The organism is Sporomusa termitida (assembly GCF_007641255.1).
GTDB lineage: Bacteria > Bacillota > Negativicutes > Sporomusales > Sporomusaceae > Sporomusa > Sporomusa termitida.
The window spans coordinates 4,608,751-4,623,631 of sequence record NZ_CP036259.1 but is presented as its reverse complement, the minus strand read 5'-3'; the positions used below and the strand labels follow the sequence as shown (position 1 = coordinate 4,623,631).

General features: G+C 46.2%; 9 protein-coding genes, 1 tRNA gene and 3 rRNA genes. All 13 read left to right on the top strand.

Annotation, left to right across the window (positions count from 1 at the left end; genetic code table 11):
• The first annotated feature begins 363 nt into the window (after positions 1-363).
• The 13 genes from SPTER_RS21325 (at position 364) to SPTER_RS21260 (ending at position 14,855) form a co-directional block, all read left to right on the top strand.
• Positions 364-453 (top strand) — tRNA-Ser (locus SPTER_RS21325).
• Between the two features lie 389 nt (positions 454-842).
• Positions 843-2,576 (top strand): DNA polymerase III subunit gamma/tau, encoded by a 1,734-nt coding sequence (gene dnaX, locus SPTER_RS21315; RefSeq protein WP_144352234.1) that lies wholly within the window; start codon positions 843-845, stop codon positions 2,574-2,576.
• An 11-nt stretch (positions 2,577-2,587) separates the two neighbouring features.
• Positions 2,588-2,914: a YbaB/EbfC family nucleoid-associated protein gene (locus tag SPTER_RS21310; protein ID WP_144352233.1), complete on the top strand. Its 327-nt coding sequence runs from the start codon at positions 2,588-2,590 to the stop codon at positions 2,912-2,914.
• A 3-nt stretch (positions 2,915-2,917) separates the two neighbouring features.
• Positions 2,918-3,511 carry a recombination mediator RecR gene (recR, locus tag SPTER_RS21305; protein ID WP_144352232.1) on the top strand — a complete coding sequence of 198 codons (594 nt, stop codon included), beginning with the start codon at positions 2,918-2,920 and terminating at the stop codon, positions 3,509-3,511.
• 54 nt (positions 3,512-3,565) lie between these two features.
• Entirely contained in the window at positions 3,566-3,823 is a 258-nt protein-coding gene (locus SPTER_RS21300) for a YaaL family protein (protein WP_144352231.1), read from the top strand.
• A 128-nt stretch (positions 3,824-3,951) separates the two neighbouring features.
• Positions 3,952-4,251, top strand: a complete 300-nt coding sequence (locus tag SPTER_RS21295; protein ID WP_144352230.1) for a YaaL family protein — start codon at positions 3,952-3,954, stop codon at positions 4,249-4,251.
• A gap of 44 nt (positions 4,252-4,295) precedes the next feature.
• A complete protein-coding gene (locus SPTER_RS21290; RefSeq protein ID WP_144352229.1) occupies positions 4,296-4,580 on the top strand; it encodes a pro-sigmaK processing inhibitor BofA family protein in 285 nt (94 codons plus the stop codon).
• A 74-nt stretch (positions 4,581-4,654) separates the two neighbouring features.
• Positions 4,655-5,344: a hypothetical protein gene (locus SPTER_RS21285; protein ID WP_246105384.1), complete on the top strand. Its 690-nt coding sequence runs from the start codon at positions 4,655-4,657 to the stop codon at positions 5,342-5,344.
• A gap of 609 nt (positions 5,345-5,953) precedes the next feature.
• Positions 5,954-7,605, top strand: a 16S ribosomal RNA gene (locus tag SPTER_RS21280).
• Between the two features lie 505 nt (positions 7,606-8,110).
• Positions 8,111-11,585 (top strand): 23S ribosomal RNA (locus tag SPTER_RS21275).
• Between the two features lie 284 nt (positions 11,586-11,869).
• Positions 11,870-11,986, top strand: a 5S ribosomal RNA gene (gene rrf, locus SPTER_RS21270).
• Together the 16S, 23S and 5S rRNA genes form the textbook arrangement of a ribosomal RNA operon.
• A 711-nt stretch (positions 11,987-12,697) precedes the next feature.
• The gene (locus SPTER_RS21265) at positions 12,698-14,521 is read left to right on the top strand and encodes an MASE3 domain-containing protein (protein WP_170233358.1); all 1,824 of its coding nucleotides are present in this window, start codon (positions 12,698-12,700) and stop codon (positions 14,519-14,521) included.
• Between the two features lie 73 nt (positions 14,522-14,594).
• Complete coding sequence (locus SPTER_RS21260) at positions 14,595-14,855, top strand: hypothetical protein (protein ID WP_144352227.1); 261 nt, start codon at positions 14,595-14,597, stop codon at positions 14,853-14,855.
• Positions 14,856-14,881 lie beyond the last annotated feature (26 nt).

Here is a 14,881-nt window from a genome sequence, read left to right as displayed (position 1 = left end):
AACCCTTAAGCAAGGGGTTGGACTTTACTCGTGCCTTAGCCGGTAATAGGCAGTTAAGATAGATAATAGAAAGTTGCGATCCTGCGGATAGTATAATTATTAATAAGATTTTTTGCTAAGCAGATATTACCCCCGTTAGATTTGTCTAACTGGTGTTGTATTAAAAAAACTAGACAAGAAGCTGCTCAAATTCGTTTTTGCCAGCAGCTTGACAAGGCTTTGAGCACTAGTTATAATTAAAAAGTATCTGGCAAAGGCTGATTAGATCTTGTGCAGTATGCTGTTATATCTGTTATATGTAATAAAATGGCGCTTGCATTGTCTGGTTGAATAGTATATAATGAATTTCTGTTGAGAGCACACGGAGAGATGTCCGAGTGGTTGAAGGAGCACGCCTGGAAAGCGTGTGTACGGGAAACTGTACCGAGGGTTCGAATCCCTCTCTCTCCGCCATAACTTCTACAAGCGCGAGGCCGCCTAAAACGGCTTTTTGTTTTCTAGGCCGGGCTACAGCAGTGCCGGGTCTTACGCAATAGGAACTCATGAACCGCGTCAGATCCGGAAGGAAGCAGCGCTAAGTGATCATTTTTATGTGCCGTAAGGGTGCCTGGCTGCTGCTATGGCCCGTCGTGGAAAACAAAAGCTATTTGTTTACTAACTGAAAGCTATAGATTTATTGAAAGTAGCCAACGCAGGGCTGCTTTTTTGCTATATATATAAATAAGGAAGAAGTTTGCAGACTGATGCGCTAACAGGCTTTTTATATTAATTATTTTCCCGAAAAAGGGAAACATTTTACTGGTGTGGAATATAACAATCTTGTAAGGCAAGGAGGTGTGGGAATGACTTATGTGGCATTGTATCGAAAGTGGCGACCGCAGGATTTTGGCAGTTTAGTCGGTCAGGATCATATTAGTATAACTCTGAAAAATGCGATTGTCTCCGGTAAGATTGCCCACGCCTATTTGTTTGCCGGGCCGCGGGGGACAGGGAAAACGACTACAGCCAAAATATTGGCGAAGTCGCTAAATTGTCAACAGGGCCCTACCGCTATCCCCTGTAACGCCTGCCCTAATTGTGAAAAGATCACCACCGGCACATCAATGGATGTTTTTGAGGTAGATGCGGCCTCCAACCGGGGCATTGACGAAATTCGTGATCTCAGAGAAACAGTTAAATTTTCACCGGTAGACGGGCGTTATAAAGTATACATAATTGATGAAGTCCATATGTTAACGACAGAGGCCTTTAATGCGCTGCTGAAGACGCTGGAGGAACCGCCTGGCCACGTAGTGTTTGTTCTAGCCACAACTGAGCCGCATAAGATTCCCGCGACAATTCACTCTCGCTGCCAACGCTATGATTTCCGCCGCATAGGTGTAAGAGAAATTGAGCAGCGGTTAGCGCTAGTTGCAAAACACACTGATTTACAGGTGGAACCTGAGGCACTTAAGCTGATTGCCGTTCAGGCTGACGGCGGTCTGCGTGATGCTCTCAGCATTTTGGATCAATGCGCTGCTTTGGATAGCAGCGGTTTGATAACGGCTGCCCATGTTAGACAATTGCTGGGATTAATTGGCCATGAATGGGTGTGGCAGCTAACCGATGCAATAGCTGAACGTGATACTCACAGCTTGCTGCTCAAACTCGACGAAGTTATTAATCTAGGGAAAGATGTACGTCAATTGCTTGTTGAAATGGCACTACATGCCCGCAGCCTGATGTTGTTTAAAGCTGCTCCCGCTATTGAAAACATTGAAATGTACAGTGAGGATAAATCAGTATTAGCTGCCCAAAGTGCCAAATTTTCTCATCAGGAACTAGTGGCGATGCTAGAGCTTTTGCATTCGACCGCGAACGAGACAAAATGGGCGGCTGAACCGCGTATTGCTGTGGAAATGGCACTTATTACATTATGCCGGCGGGCGGTAAGTACAGATATTGCTGCTTTAATTGAGCGGATTGCCGTGCTCGAGTCTCGTTTTACCAACCAAACGGCGGTGGTGGAGGCAAGTCCCGCCAATGTAAGCCCGCAGCCGGCGCCGGCGCCGCCTACGCCGCTCAAGCCGGTCGCTAGCTCATCTGAGCTGCCCCGGCAGGCTCCGAAATCTCCCCGGCCGGCTGGGGCGCCACCGGTGGGGGCTGAACCTGTTATACCGCCGCCTCCTTCTGACGCGGCAGGTAATATAAGCAATTTAAATGAGATATGGGCAGCTGTGCTCAAAGAACTCTTAGCTAGTGGTAAGCGGTCGGTACACGCCTGTGTGATGCAAGGTCACTTAATAGCTCTTGCTGATAATCAGGCAACGGTACGTTTTTCTGCCACTTTTCCGAAAGAACGGACAGAAAAAGACGATTACCGGGCAATCGTTGAAAAAGCGCTTGCTCAGGTTACCGGGCAACAAGTAAAAATTATTTGTGTACTGGGACAGGATACACCTGCTGCCAAACCAAAAGCATCACTGCCGGTAACTGCTGTGCAGCCTGATCCTGGTATTAATCACCCGGCTGTCAAACAGGCCCAAATGATGTTTGGCGGTACAATAGTAAAGATAGAGGAAGAAAAAAAAAATTAGGAGGCTGACACATGTTTGGAAATATGGGAAATATGGCTGGAATGATGAAAAAGGTTCAAAAATTGCAGGGGGATATGGCCAAACTTCAGGAAGAGCTTAAATCCCGGACCATCGAAGTATCCACCGGGGGTGGCGCAGTTAAAGTCGTAGTTACCGGGGAAAAGAGAATTCAGTCTGTAAAAATTTCTCCTTCTGCCGTTGACCCTGAGGATGTGGAAATGCTGGAGGATTTGGTTGCGGCTGCTGTTAATGAGGCCATGACCAAGGTAGATGATATGATGGCCCAGGAGATGGGGAAATTAACCGGCGGTCTTAATCTGCCACCAGGAATGTTTTAATTTATGAGCTATATTGCGCCAATTGCCAGGTTAATTGAGCATTTTCGCCGTTTGCCGGGGATTGGACCTAAATCTGCGGCCCGCCTTGCCTATCATGTGCTGAAAATGGATAAAAGCCAGGTACTTGCTTTGTCACAAGCGATTATCGATGCCAAAGAGCGGGTTAGTTATTGTACGGTTTGTTTTGATTTGACAGATTCTGATCCTTGTCAGATTTGTCGCTCTGAAGGGCGGGATAAGTCGCTTGTATGTGTTGTCGAAGACCCTAAAGATGTGACGGCAATGGAACGTACCCGTGAATTTAACGGTTTATACCATGTATTACATGGATCACTGTCGCCGCTTGAGGGCGTGGGCCCTGACGATATCAAGGTGAAAGAGCTTTTAGACCGGATCAACCGGGGGATTCAGGAAGTAATTATGGCGACTAATCCTAATGTCGAAGGCGAGGCTACGGCTATGTATATTGCCAAGCTGCTTAAGCAGCTTGGTGTTAAAGTCACTCGCATTGCTCACGGTTTGCCGGTGGGGGGAGACCTTGAATATGCTGATGAGGTCACGTTGTCCAAAGCGCTAGAAAACCGCAGGGAAATGTAAAGCCACTGTTTATCCTGCCTGTTTATGGGAATACTATAACAGGGAGGAGATAAAATGAAGACAGTGTTAATGAACATTATCAATGGTTTTATACCACAAAATGTAACGATTGTTCCTCGTATTCCGCCTTTGGCCCAACAGATTGAGCAAGCAAGACAGGAATGGCTGAGTGCCCAAAACTACTACAACAATGTCTCTGATGTTGATTTAGTCGATCATGCTACTTTTCTTATTCACGCTGCTGAAAAGAAATATACATATTTGTTAAAGCGCGCACGGTATGAAGGGGTTCGTTATGCACCATTCAATTAAGCTGCATGTCTAATACCGGAATCTTGATTCCGGTATTTTTTCATTATTTTGGACTGGCCGACATATATTGTCTGTAAGCAGAATGTGGTAACTTATCACATTCAGCTAAGTTACTTAGTGGAGGGATAATGATGGTGGCATGGCGGCAACTATTGGGTTTGTGGGATACCGAACATTCTGGAGGTAAGAGTCTGCCCGGTCTGGCGGAGGTAGTGGATCAGGCCCGGCGGGACTGGTTGTATGCTCAGAATTATTATAATTCAGTTACTGATTCCGATTTAATCGATTATGCTATTTATCTGACTAAAGCCTGTGAACGCAGATATATGTATTTGCTCAGACAAGCCCGGCAGGAAGGTGTTCGATATCCTTTGGCCGTCAGTATAGCAGAAATTTCTGATGCGGGAACTATACGCAGAGTATTCTAGATGGTAAAATTAAAACAAAGCTAGTTCTGAAGGGGCGTGAGGAGATGCAGCTTTTACCGGCAGGTTTAGAATTTAATGTTATTATTGCCTATGCATTCGGTATTATTTTAATCTACCTTATCGGCCGGATGTTTTTAATGCCCATAAAACTGGTGTTTAAACTGATATATAACGGTTTAGTGGGGGGGATTATGCTCTGGGTTGTTAATCTTGTGGGCGGATACTTCGGGTTTACGATTGGTATTAACGCCATTACTGCGCTTGTAGCAGGTTTTTTGGGTTTACCGGGGGTTGTTTTGTTGATATTGTTTAAAATATTTATTAATTAGCCAGATGAGGTTTAAATTTGCGCACAGAGAAAGCCTGTAGCTTATAATTGCATGGGCAAGGAGTGTATTAAGCGGTGGATACTGTAAAAACAGTGCATTTAACTGAACCAATTATTGAAGCCTATGTCGGCGAATATGCCAGCGGTAAAAGTGAAAATGCTGTAAACAGGGCTATTTATCTTAACAAACAGGGTTTGCCTGTTACTCTTGTTGATTTGGATACGGTTGAGCCTTGCTATACTCTGCGGCCGATCAAGAAGGAACTCGAGGATCAGGGGCTTGATGTAGTGGCATGGGAAACTCATGATACCATGGGACTAGGAGAAGCAGGCAGTGTCATTAAAGGCTCAATGCGTTGGGTATTGCGGCGTAAAGGCAATATCATTATGGACGTCGGCTATGGCGTACATGGTGCGAGGATTTTTAATCTGGTAGAAGGCGCATTTGAGAACCCCTATCTTAAAATTATTGCTGTACTTAATATGTCACGCCCTTTTACCTCAACTGTAGATAATATTTTAGAATATGTCGCAACCCTGGGAAGGGTTGATGCCGTACTCAATAATACTCACATGGCTGAAGAAACTACTGTTGAAATTGTCCAGCGTGGCGCTCAGGTCATCAGCGAGGCTGCCTGCCGTATAGGCATACCTGTAGTAGCTACTGCCGCAATAGCTGAGATCGCTGAGAAAATTGGCCCCGCTGATTGTATGGGTAATCCGGTCTGGCCACTGGAACGAATTATGCCACGTACCTTCTGGTAATGGAGAAAAACAGCCTGGTTTAAGACAAGGTCAGGCTGTTTGTTTTTATGTTAGATATCCGCAAATGCAGGCTGTAAAAAAGGGAGTTGTTTGGTTAGGGGAAAAAACTGTGCAATATATAATAACTGGTTTATATATTAAATAAGGTATTAACCATAATTAAATAATTGCCAAATTGAATTCATAGGTAAAGCTCAAAATTGTTATTGACACAATGGAATAGACGTGATAGTATATAAAAGCTGTCGCATTCAGCAGTAACATAGCGCAGCAAAGAACAACGGTCCCGGGCCAAGCGTATCGTCCATGATACGCCCGTGACACTAGTGCATCCGTGCACGTCGGTCCCGGGCCAAGCGTATCGTCCTGATACGTCTGTGATCCTAGCGCATCCATGCGCGTCGGTCCCGGGCCAAGCGTATCGTCCTGATACGCCCGTGATCCTAGCGCATCCATGCGCGTCGTTCCCTGAAAACTGAACAATGTAAAGAAATGCATCATACAAATGCCAGATGTGCGGTGTGCTGCTTGCAGCACAACCAACACAAATTTGATTTAATTGAGCCGATAAACGGCTTCAATATATATAGTCGTAACCGACTATACACTTTATTGGAGAGTTTGATCCTGGCTCAGGACGAACGCTGGCGGCGTGCCTAACACATGCAAGTCGAACGGAGTAGTTAGCAATAACTACTTAGTGGCGAACGGGTGAGTAACGCGTAGACAACCTGCCTCTTAGCTGGGGACAACACCGCGAAAGTGGTGCTAATACCGAATGTGGTAACTCGGTTGCATAACGGAGTTAAGAAAGATGGCCACTCTGAAGAAGCTATCGCTAAGAGATGGGTCTGCGTCTGATTAGCTGGTTGGTGAGGTAACGGCTCACCAAGGCGACGATCAGTAGCCGGTCTGAGAGGATGAACGGCCACACTGGGACTGAGACACGGCCCAGACTCCTACGGGAGGCAGCAGTGGGGAATCTTCCGCAATGGACGAAAGTCTGACGGAGCAACGCCGCGTGAGTGAAGAAGGCCTTCGGGTCGTAAAGCTCTGTCGTTTGGGACGAACGTATCCTATGTGAATAATATAGGGTAATGACGGTACCAAAGGAGGAAGCCACGGCTAACTACGTGCCAGCAGCCGCGGTAATACGTAGGTGGCAAGCGTTGTCCGGAATTATTGGGCGTAAAGGGCGTGTAGGTGGCCTGGTAAGTCGTGTGTCTAAGTGCGAAGCTCAACTTCGTATGGGCGCAGGAAACTGCCAGGCTTGAGTGCAGGAGAGGAAAGTGGAATTCCCAGTGTAGCGGTGAAATGCGTAGATATTGGGAGGAACACCAGTGGCGAAGGCGACTTTCTGGACTGTGTCTGACACTGAGGCGCGAAAGCCAGGGGAGCGAACGGGATTAGATACCCCGGTAGTCCTGGCCGTAAACGATGGGTACTAGGTGTAGAGGGTATCGACCCCTTCTGTGCCGGAGTTAACGCAATAAGTACCCCGCCTGGGGAGTACGGCCGCAAGGTTGAAACTCAAAGGAATTGACGGGGGCCCGCACAAGCGGTGGAGTATGTGGTTTAATTCGACGCAACGCGAAGAACCTTACCAGGGCTTGACATTGAGCGAAAGGTTCAGAGATGAATCCCTATCTACGGATACGCGAAAACAGGTGGTGCATGGCTGTCGTCAGCTCGTGTCGTGAGATGTTGGGTTAAGTCCCGCAACGAGCGCAACCCTTATCCTTTGTTGCCAGCGCGTAAAGGCGGGAACTCAAGGGAGACTGCCGCAGAGAATGCGGAGGAAGGCGGGGATGACGTCAAGTCATCATGCCCCTAATGTCCTGGGCTACACACGTACTACAATGGGCTTAAACAAAGCGAAGCAAGCCTGCGAAGGTAAGCAAAACGCAGAAATAAGCTCTCAGTTCGGATCGGAGGCTGCAACTCGCCTCCGTGAAGTCGGAATCGCTAGTAATCGCAGGTCAGCATACTGCGGTGAATACGTTCCCGGGCCTTGTACACACCGCCCGTCACACCACGAAAGTCAGTCACACCCGAAGCCGGTGGGGTAACCGGTCTGGATATTAGACTTTAGATTTTAGACATTGGATGAACAGAATACGCAGTATTCTACCATAATCCAACATCCACCATCTAACGTCCAATATCCAGACAGGGGCTAGCCGTCTAAGGTGGGGCCGATGATTGGGGTGAAGTCGTAACAAGGTAGCCGTATCGGAAGGTGCGGCTGGATCACCTCCTTTCTAGGGATAAGCAGAGAGCCCAAGAAGGCGAGCCGCGAGGCGAAGTCTGATTGGTGCGAATCGCTTAGTTCTGAGCGTAAGCGAAGAACATCATTAAGCGAGCTCCATTCCAGGTCGGTACATTTGGCAGATGCATTAAATTTACATTGTTTGGTTTTGAGGGAATGGCTGTGTTAGTAAAAGTTACTTGTTGCAAAACACAAGCAACGATGCTAACATAGATATTCCTGAAAACATGTTCCTTGAAAACTGCACAGAAGAAAGCAAAAGTAAAATTACCTCTCATATGCAAATATGTGAAGTAACTTAACGAAGCGCAATTAGGATTTATGTAAATGACTTAATCTTAGTCACAAGCTAAGTTTAAGTTGAGGCGGAGACTGGCTAGAAGGTGTCAGCTGCTAGGCGCCCCGGAAACCCGAGCCGTGCCGCGTACTCGCGTACGCAAACAATCGGGTTGAGGAGCAACAACGCAGATGGCGGCTTATAGACAGTCGGAGCAAGAAGTCAAGTTAGTAAGGGCATACGGTGGATGCCTAGGCGCCAAGAGCCGAAGAAGGACGCGGTAAGCTGCGAAAAGTCATGGGGAGCCGCAAGCAGGCCCTGATCCATGAGTCTCCGAATGGGGGAACCCAATGGTGGTCATGCACCATTACCTAACTTAGGTTAGGGGGGCACCCGGGGAACTGAAACATCTAAGTACCCGGAGGAAAAGTAATCAAATGACGCAGCCGCAAGGCTGCTAATGCTGGAGGCCCCCAAAGGGCCAACAGTGCGAGATTCCCTAAGTAGCGGCGAGCGAACGGGGAAGAGCCCAAACCTGTTTGGATGTTGGAGATTAGACATAGGACATTGGATAAAAGGAACGTAAAATATTCTTAGACTTCCAACATCTAAAATCTAACATCCAACATCCAAACAGGGGTTGAGGACTGACAACAATCAAATCAGGCTTAGCCGAATCATCTGGAAAGATGAGTCGCAGAAGGTAACAACCCTGTAGGCGAAAAGCAGAGTTTGAGGGTCAGAATCCAGAGTACCACGGGACACGAGGAACCCTGTGGGAAGCAGGGGGGACCACCCTCCAAGGCAAAATACTCGTGGCGACCGATAGCGCATAGTACCGTGAGGGAAAGGTGAAAAGCACCCCGGGAGGGGAGTGAAAGAGAACCTGAAACCGTATGCCTACAAGCAGTCGAAGGCCCGTATGAGGCTGACGGCGTGCCTATTGAAGAATGAACCGGCGAGTTACAGTATCCAGCAAGGTTAAGTGGCAGACACGGAGCCGAAGCGAAAGCGAGTCTAAAGAGGGCGAGAGTTGGATATTGTAGACCCGAAACCGCAGTGATCTATCCATGGCCAGGTTGAAGCGCAGGTAAAAATGCGTGGAGGACCGAACCCGTGAGCGTTGAAAAGCTTTGGGATGAGTTGTGGATAGGGGTGAAATGCCAATCGAACGCGGAGATAGCTGGTTCTCCCCGAAATAGCTTTAGGGCTAGCCTCAGGAAATTAAGTACAGACGGTAGAGCACTGATAGGGCTAGGGGCCTAATGGGTTACTGAACCTTGTCAAACTACGAATGGATGTACTCGAACCCTGGGAGTCAGACTACGAGTGATAAGACCCGTGGTCAAGAGGGAAACAGCCCAGACCATCAGCTAAGGTCCCGAATGCCGTACTAAGTGGCAAAGGATGTGGAGATACAAAAACAACCAGGATGTTGGCTTAGAAGCAGCCACCATTGAAAGAGTGCGTAATAGCTCACTGGTCGAGTGTCGCTGCGCCGAAGATGTCCGGGGCTAAAGTACGGAACCGAAGCTATGGCTTTTTGGATGTTGGACTTTGGACATTGGACGTTAGAAAAAGGACGTGTATAAGGTGTCATATGAGAACTTAGAAATATATAAGTTAGCCTATGAGATGGCCATAAAAATACACAAGCTAACGACAAAATTTCCAAAGCATGAAACCTATGAGATAGGAAGTCAAATGAGAAGAGCGGCTGTATCAGTAGTGCTAAACATAGCAGAAGGATATGGACGGAAAGAACATCAACAAGATTTCAGGAACTTCCTAATCACAGCAGTAGGATCATGCAATGAGACGACTGTTTTAATAAAAATGGTGAAAGATTTAGGATATATAAGCCAAGAAGAAAGTAGAGAAATACTTAATTCGTATGAACGGCTGGGAAAACAAACAAGCAAGTTCATTCAGGCGATAAAAGATCCAAAATCCAGCGTCTGAAGTCCAACATCCAAAAGGGGTAGGGGAGCGTTCTATACCCGGAGAAGGTATACCGTAAGGAGTGCTGGAGAGTATAGAAGTGAGAATGCCGGTATGAGTAGCGAAAAGACAAGTGAGAATCTTGTCCACCGAAAGCCTAAGGATTTCTGAGGAAGGATCGTCCGCTCAGAGTTAGTCGGGCCCTAAGCCGAGGCGAAAAGCGTAGGCGATGGACAACTGGTAAAAAGTCCAGTACCACCTGGAATCGATTGAGCGAGGGAGTGACACAGGAGGGTAGGCAAGCGCGAGGATGGAAATTCGCGTCTAAGCTTGTAGGGTGCATCACAGGCAAATCCGTGATGCTAAAACCTGAGGAGTGATGGGCAGCTGTTAGAGATAATGGCGAAATTGCTGATCCCAGACTGTCAAGAAAAGCTTCTAGTGAGAGACCAGGTGCCCGTACCGTAAACCGACACAGGTAGGCGGGGAGAGAATCCTAAGGTGCGCGGGAGAACCCTCGTTAAGGAACTCGGCAAAATGTCCCCGTAACTTCGGGAAAAGGGGAGCTTGTAAACCGTGTAGATCAGAAGCGAACGAAGCGGGAATGAGTTGCAAAAAAGAGGCCCAAGCGACTGTTTACCACAAACACAGGTGCCTGCTAAAGCGAAAGCTGACGTATAGGTGCTGACACCTGCCCGGTGCCGGAAGGTTAAGAGGAGAGCTTAGAGCAATCGAAGGTTTGAATTGAAGCCCCGGTAAACGGCGGCCGTAACTATAACGGTCCTAAGGTAGCGAAATTCCTTGTCGGGTAAGTTCCGACCCGCACGAAAGGTGTAACGACTTGGGCACTGTCTCAACGAGGGACCCGGTGAAATTGAAATACCTGTGAAGATGCAGGTTACCCGCGACTGGACAGAAAGACCCCATGGAGCTTTACTGCAACCTGACATTGAGTTTTGGTAAATGATGTACAGGATAGGTGGGAGACTAGGAAGTGCGGACGCAAGTCTGTATGGAGTCGATGTTGGGATACCACCCTTTATTTACTGGAGTTCTAACTCAAGGAGTAACGAAACTGAGGACAGTGTCAGGCGGGCAGTTTGACTGGGGCGGTCGCCTCCGAAAGAGTAACGGAGGCGCCCAAAGGTTCCCTCAGCGCGGCTGGAAATCGCGCGAAGAGTGTAAAGGCAGAAGGGAGCTTGACTGCAAGACAGACAAGTCGAGCAGGGACGAAAGTCGGGCTTAGTGATCCGGTGGTACCGAGTGGAAGGGCCATCGCTCAACGGATAAAAGCTACCCTGGGGATAACAGGCTAATCTCTCCCAAGAGTCCATATCGACGGGGAGGTTTGGCACCTCGATGTCGGCTCATCACATCCTGGGGCTGAAGTAGGTCCCAAGGGTTGGGCTGTTCGCCCATTAAAGTGGTACGTGAGCTGGGTTCAGAACGTCGTGAGACAGTTCGGTCCCTATCCATCGCGGGCGTAAGAGACTTGAAGGGAACTGCTCCTAGTACGAGAGGACCGGAGTGGACGGACCGCTGGTGTACCAGTTATCCCGCCAGGGGTAGAGCTGGGTAGCTACGTCCGGAAAGGATAAACGCTGAAAGCATCTAAGCGTGAAACCAGCCTTAAGATGAGGTCTGTCATTCGAAAGAAGTAAGGCCCCTTGCAGAAGACAAGGTAGATAGGCCAGGAGTGGAAGTGGAGCAATTCATGGAGCGGACTGGTACTAATAGGCCGAGGACTTGACTTAACCTCGTTTGCACGACGTGCAAACATAAGCAGCGAACCAGCTTGCCGCGAGCGAAAGCGAAACGGGAAGATGTGTGAGTCGCTTAGTTAGAGCGGAGCGATAACATCCATAATGTATGTTGTAACTCCGAACTGGCAACCAGTAAATTACTATTGCGCAAATCTTTCTTCTGTGAAGTTTTCAGGGAATGATGATAATTAGGAGGTTCCGCGCTCCGCTTGGAACTAAGCGATTCACACAGGTTCTAGCGTCGCGATGCTCCTAAAAACCTGGTTCTCTGCTTATCCAGTGACGATAGCTGTGGGGCTCCACCTGTTCCCATACCGAACACAGCAGTTAAGCCCACAAACGCCGAAGGTACTTGGCTGGAAACGGCCCGGGAGAGTAGGAAGTTGCTGGTTAGCAAGAAAAGCACTCACTGTTGCAGTGAGTGTTTTTTATTATGAGAAAGCGAAACGGCTTAGACCGTTCAGAGTGCCCCAGCTGCGAGGCGGAGCGAGGACGCCGCCGTAGTCGTACTGGAAGTATGTCGGAGGGGGCGCCCCGCAGTGCCAACGAAGCAGCTGGGGTGCTATGGACGGTCGTAGCAGCCGAAGGTACTTGGCTGGATGGGCCCGGGAGAGTAGGAAGTTGCTGGTTAAAGAAAAGCACTCACTGTTTGTGAGTGCTTTCTGTTATGTAAAAAGACAAGGTTTTGACCGTTAGAGTACTTCAGTAAAGCTCATTACACGGTCTGCAGTACAGTGCTCGAAGCCAAGTCGCCTTACAGATTACCGATCTGCGCGGCCCGTGCAAGTAATAAGAGGCCCATATCATACAGGATCATTAAAGCAGATCTTACTGAATCAGTTAGCGTCCTCCGCCTCGCCTTGCGAAAAAATCCGTGAATTATTTTACGCTTTCAATGTAGTCAGACCACTAGTTTTACAGAATTTGTCTCAAAGTGGTGAAATTTGCTTCAAAAAAATGGAAGGATTTTGAAATTTATTGTCTAATGTTTAAAAGTTAGTTATTATTACTGTCCATATAAACATAAGGGTAGGTGAAGATTATTTCAATGGAATATGTATTGGTTCAGGATCAATGTATATACAGAGAGGGAGGAGTTGGGTTTGTCTTCCTGTATTGCTAAGCATGAGCGTAACAGTGTATTGTTAATTGTAATAGCGCTGATTATTTTTCTATTATATGATTTTTATAGTAAAACATTTATTTCATTTTTTAGTTCCGATTCTCTTTTGCTTATCCACATTTTATTGGAGTTTTTAAGTATAGCTATTTGTTTTGTTATCACTATTTTGGGATGTGTCATATACCCTTTAACTAAATCCCGCTATATATTTATGTTTAGTGTACTCTTTTTTTATGTGGGAATATTTGATGGTTTTCATACTCTTTCATTTTCAGGAATGCCATTTGACCTTAACCCTGACGCAGCGACATGGTTTTGGACTATTGCCCGAATAGTGGAAGCAACAGGGATTACTTTAATTTTTACAAAACCTGATAAGGCAATTAACATTCAGCCGCTAAAGCCGGTTGCCATATTTCTAATAGTTATAGGTATTGTAGTTTCAGTAAGTTGGTATCGGTCTGTTGTATTTCTACCAACCGTTTTACCTGCCAGTCCCAATTTACCAACTGAGTGTAGAAGTAATGTAGAGTATATAATTAGCCTTTTGCGGACAATTACCCTTGTTATAGTAGTTTATCGCTACCGGTTTGCCAAGAGCCTAGCTGGGATTTATATTATTCAGGGCGTTATCCTGGCATTAATCGGCGAGTTAATCTATGTAATATATAATAATGATTCTGATCCTATTATCTATCATATATATAAAGTAGCAGGGTATTTCTATTTTCTTAAAGGAATCTATTTTACTACAATAAGAGATTATTTTAATAATCGTAAAAGTGCAGAAGAACGTTTTACTATTTTATTTCATACTAATCCATGTATGATGGCGATAGTTACTCTTGCCGGCAAATATGTTGATGTTAACAAAGCCTTTCAAGAGAATACGGGTATGAGTAGAGATGATATTATTAATGGAACCATTAGCTCAGTTAATCTTGGCGATGGTGGCAGCATAGCAGTAAAACTCAGGCAAATAATGCGAGATCATAGACAGATTAGGAATGAAGAAATCCATTATGTTACAAATTCCCATGAAAGAAAAACTGCATATATGTCAGCAGATATTATAGATTTTGGCATCAATAAGTGTGCTTTAATTACACTTACGGATATTACTGAGCGTCGATGTTTGGAAAGAGAATGGTTGCGCCTGGAGCGTCTTAACCTTATTGGTCAAATGGCTGCTAGTATTGGTCACGAGATACGAAATCCATTAACAACAGTTAGGGGGTACCTTCAGCTTTTCCAAAGGCGAAAAGATAGTATAACCATGACAGATGCGGCCGCTGTCATGATTGAAGAACTTGACCGGGCCAATACAATTATAACTGAATTTTTGACTATGGCCAAAAATAAACGCAGTGAATTTTCAAAAGCAAATATTAATGAAATAATTACTGGTCTTTTACCCCTGCTAAGTACTAACTTTGACCAAAAAGGCAGAACCATCCAAACCGAGCTGGGTGTAATTGCTGAGATTCCTTTGGATACCCGAGAGATTAGGCAGGTAATCTTAAACCTAGTGAAAAATGCTATTGAAGCGACTGACTGTGGCGGTACCATTACAATAAGAACTTCACAGGTGAATCAGGAAGTAATCCTTACAGTGGAAAATGATGGCAAGAAAATACCGCCGGAAGTGCTGGATAAATTAGGTACGCCATTTTTTACTACCAAAGATACAGGTATGGGTATGGGATTAGCAATATGTTATAGTATTGTAGCCCGACATAAGGCTAAGCTTATTGTAGAGTCGACAGACACTGCCACCAAATTTGATATTAGGTTTGACTATTAACCTCCTGGCAGCATGGAAATAAGAGTGCAAGCGCGTATTAACGCGCAATTCAGATTGAAAAGAGGATATTAATATGATTCAATCAGATTGGCAGGATATTTTAACTAATTTTGTGTATACAAACTTGCCGGCGCTTATGAATCCAGCTAGTCGCATAACTATCGTCAGTTCCACTTCTTCGCCTACTATACCGGATACAAGCACAATTGTTGTAACCCCCGAAGTTTTGGCAGGTCTCCAGGCTTATGTCTTAAATAACTTTGACAATTTACAATTGCCTAGCGATATACAAGATATAGTAAGAAATTTTTTTTCGGTGGAGACATCTTTATAGGCTAAACTCTGCAGATACAATAATGC

What these genes read in the sequence shown, in the direction of transcription:
- recR (WP_144352232.1), top strand. Translation starts at nt 2,918, where the DNA reads ATGAGCTATATTGCGCCAATTGCCAGGTTAATTGAGCATTTTCGCCGT.
- SPTER_RS21310 (WP_144352233.1), top strand. Translation starts at nt 2,588, where the DNA reads ATGTTTGGAAATATGGGAAATATGGCTGGAATGATGAAAAAGGTTCAA.
- SPTER_RS21300 (WP_144352231.1), top strand. Translation starts at nt 3,566, where the DNA reads ATGAAGACAGTGTTAATGAACATTATCAATGGTTTTATACCACAAAAT.
- dnaX (WP_144352234.1), top strand. Translation starts at nt 843, where the DNA reads ATGACTTATGTGGCATTGTATCGAAAGTGGCGACCGCAGGATTTTGGC.
- SPTER_RS21290 (WP_144352229.1), top strand. Translation starts at nt 4,296, where the DNA reads ATGCAGCTTTTACCGGCAGGTTTAGAATTTAATGTTATTATTGCCTAT.
- SPTER_RS21295 (WP_144352230.1), top strand. Translation starts at nt 3,952, where the DNA reads ATGATGGTGGCATGGCGGCAACTATTGGGTTTGTGGGATACCGAACAT.
- SPTER_RS21260 (WP_144352227.1), top strand. Translation starts at nt 14,595, where the DNA reads ATGATTCAATCAGATTGGCAGGATATTTTAACTAATTTTGTGTATACA.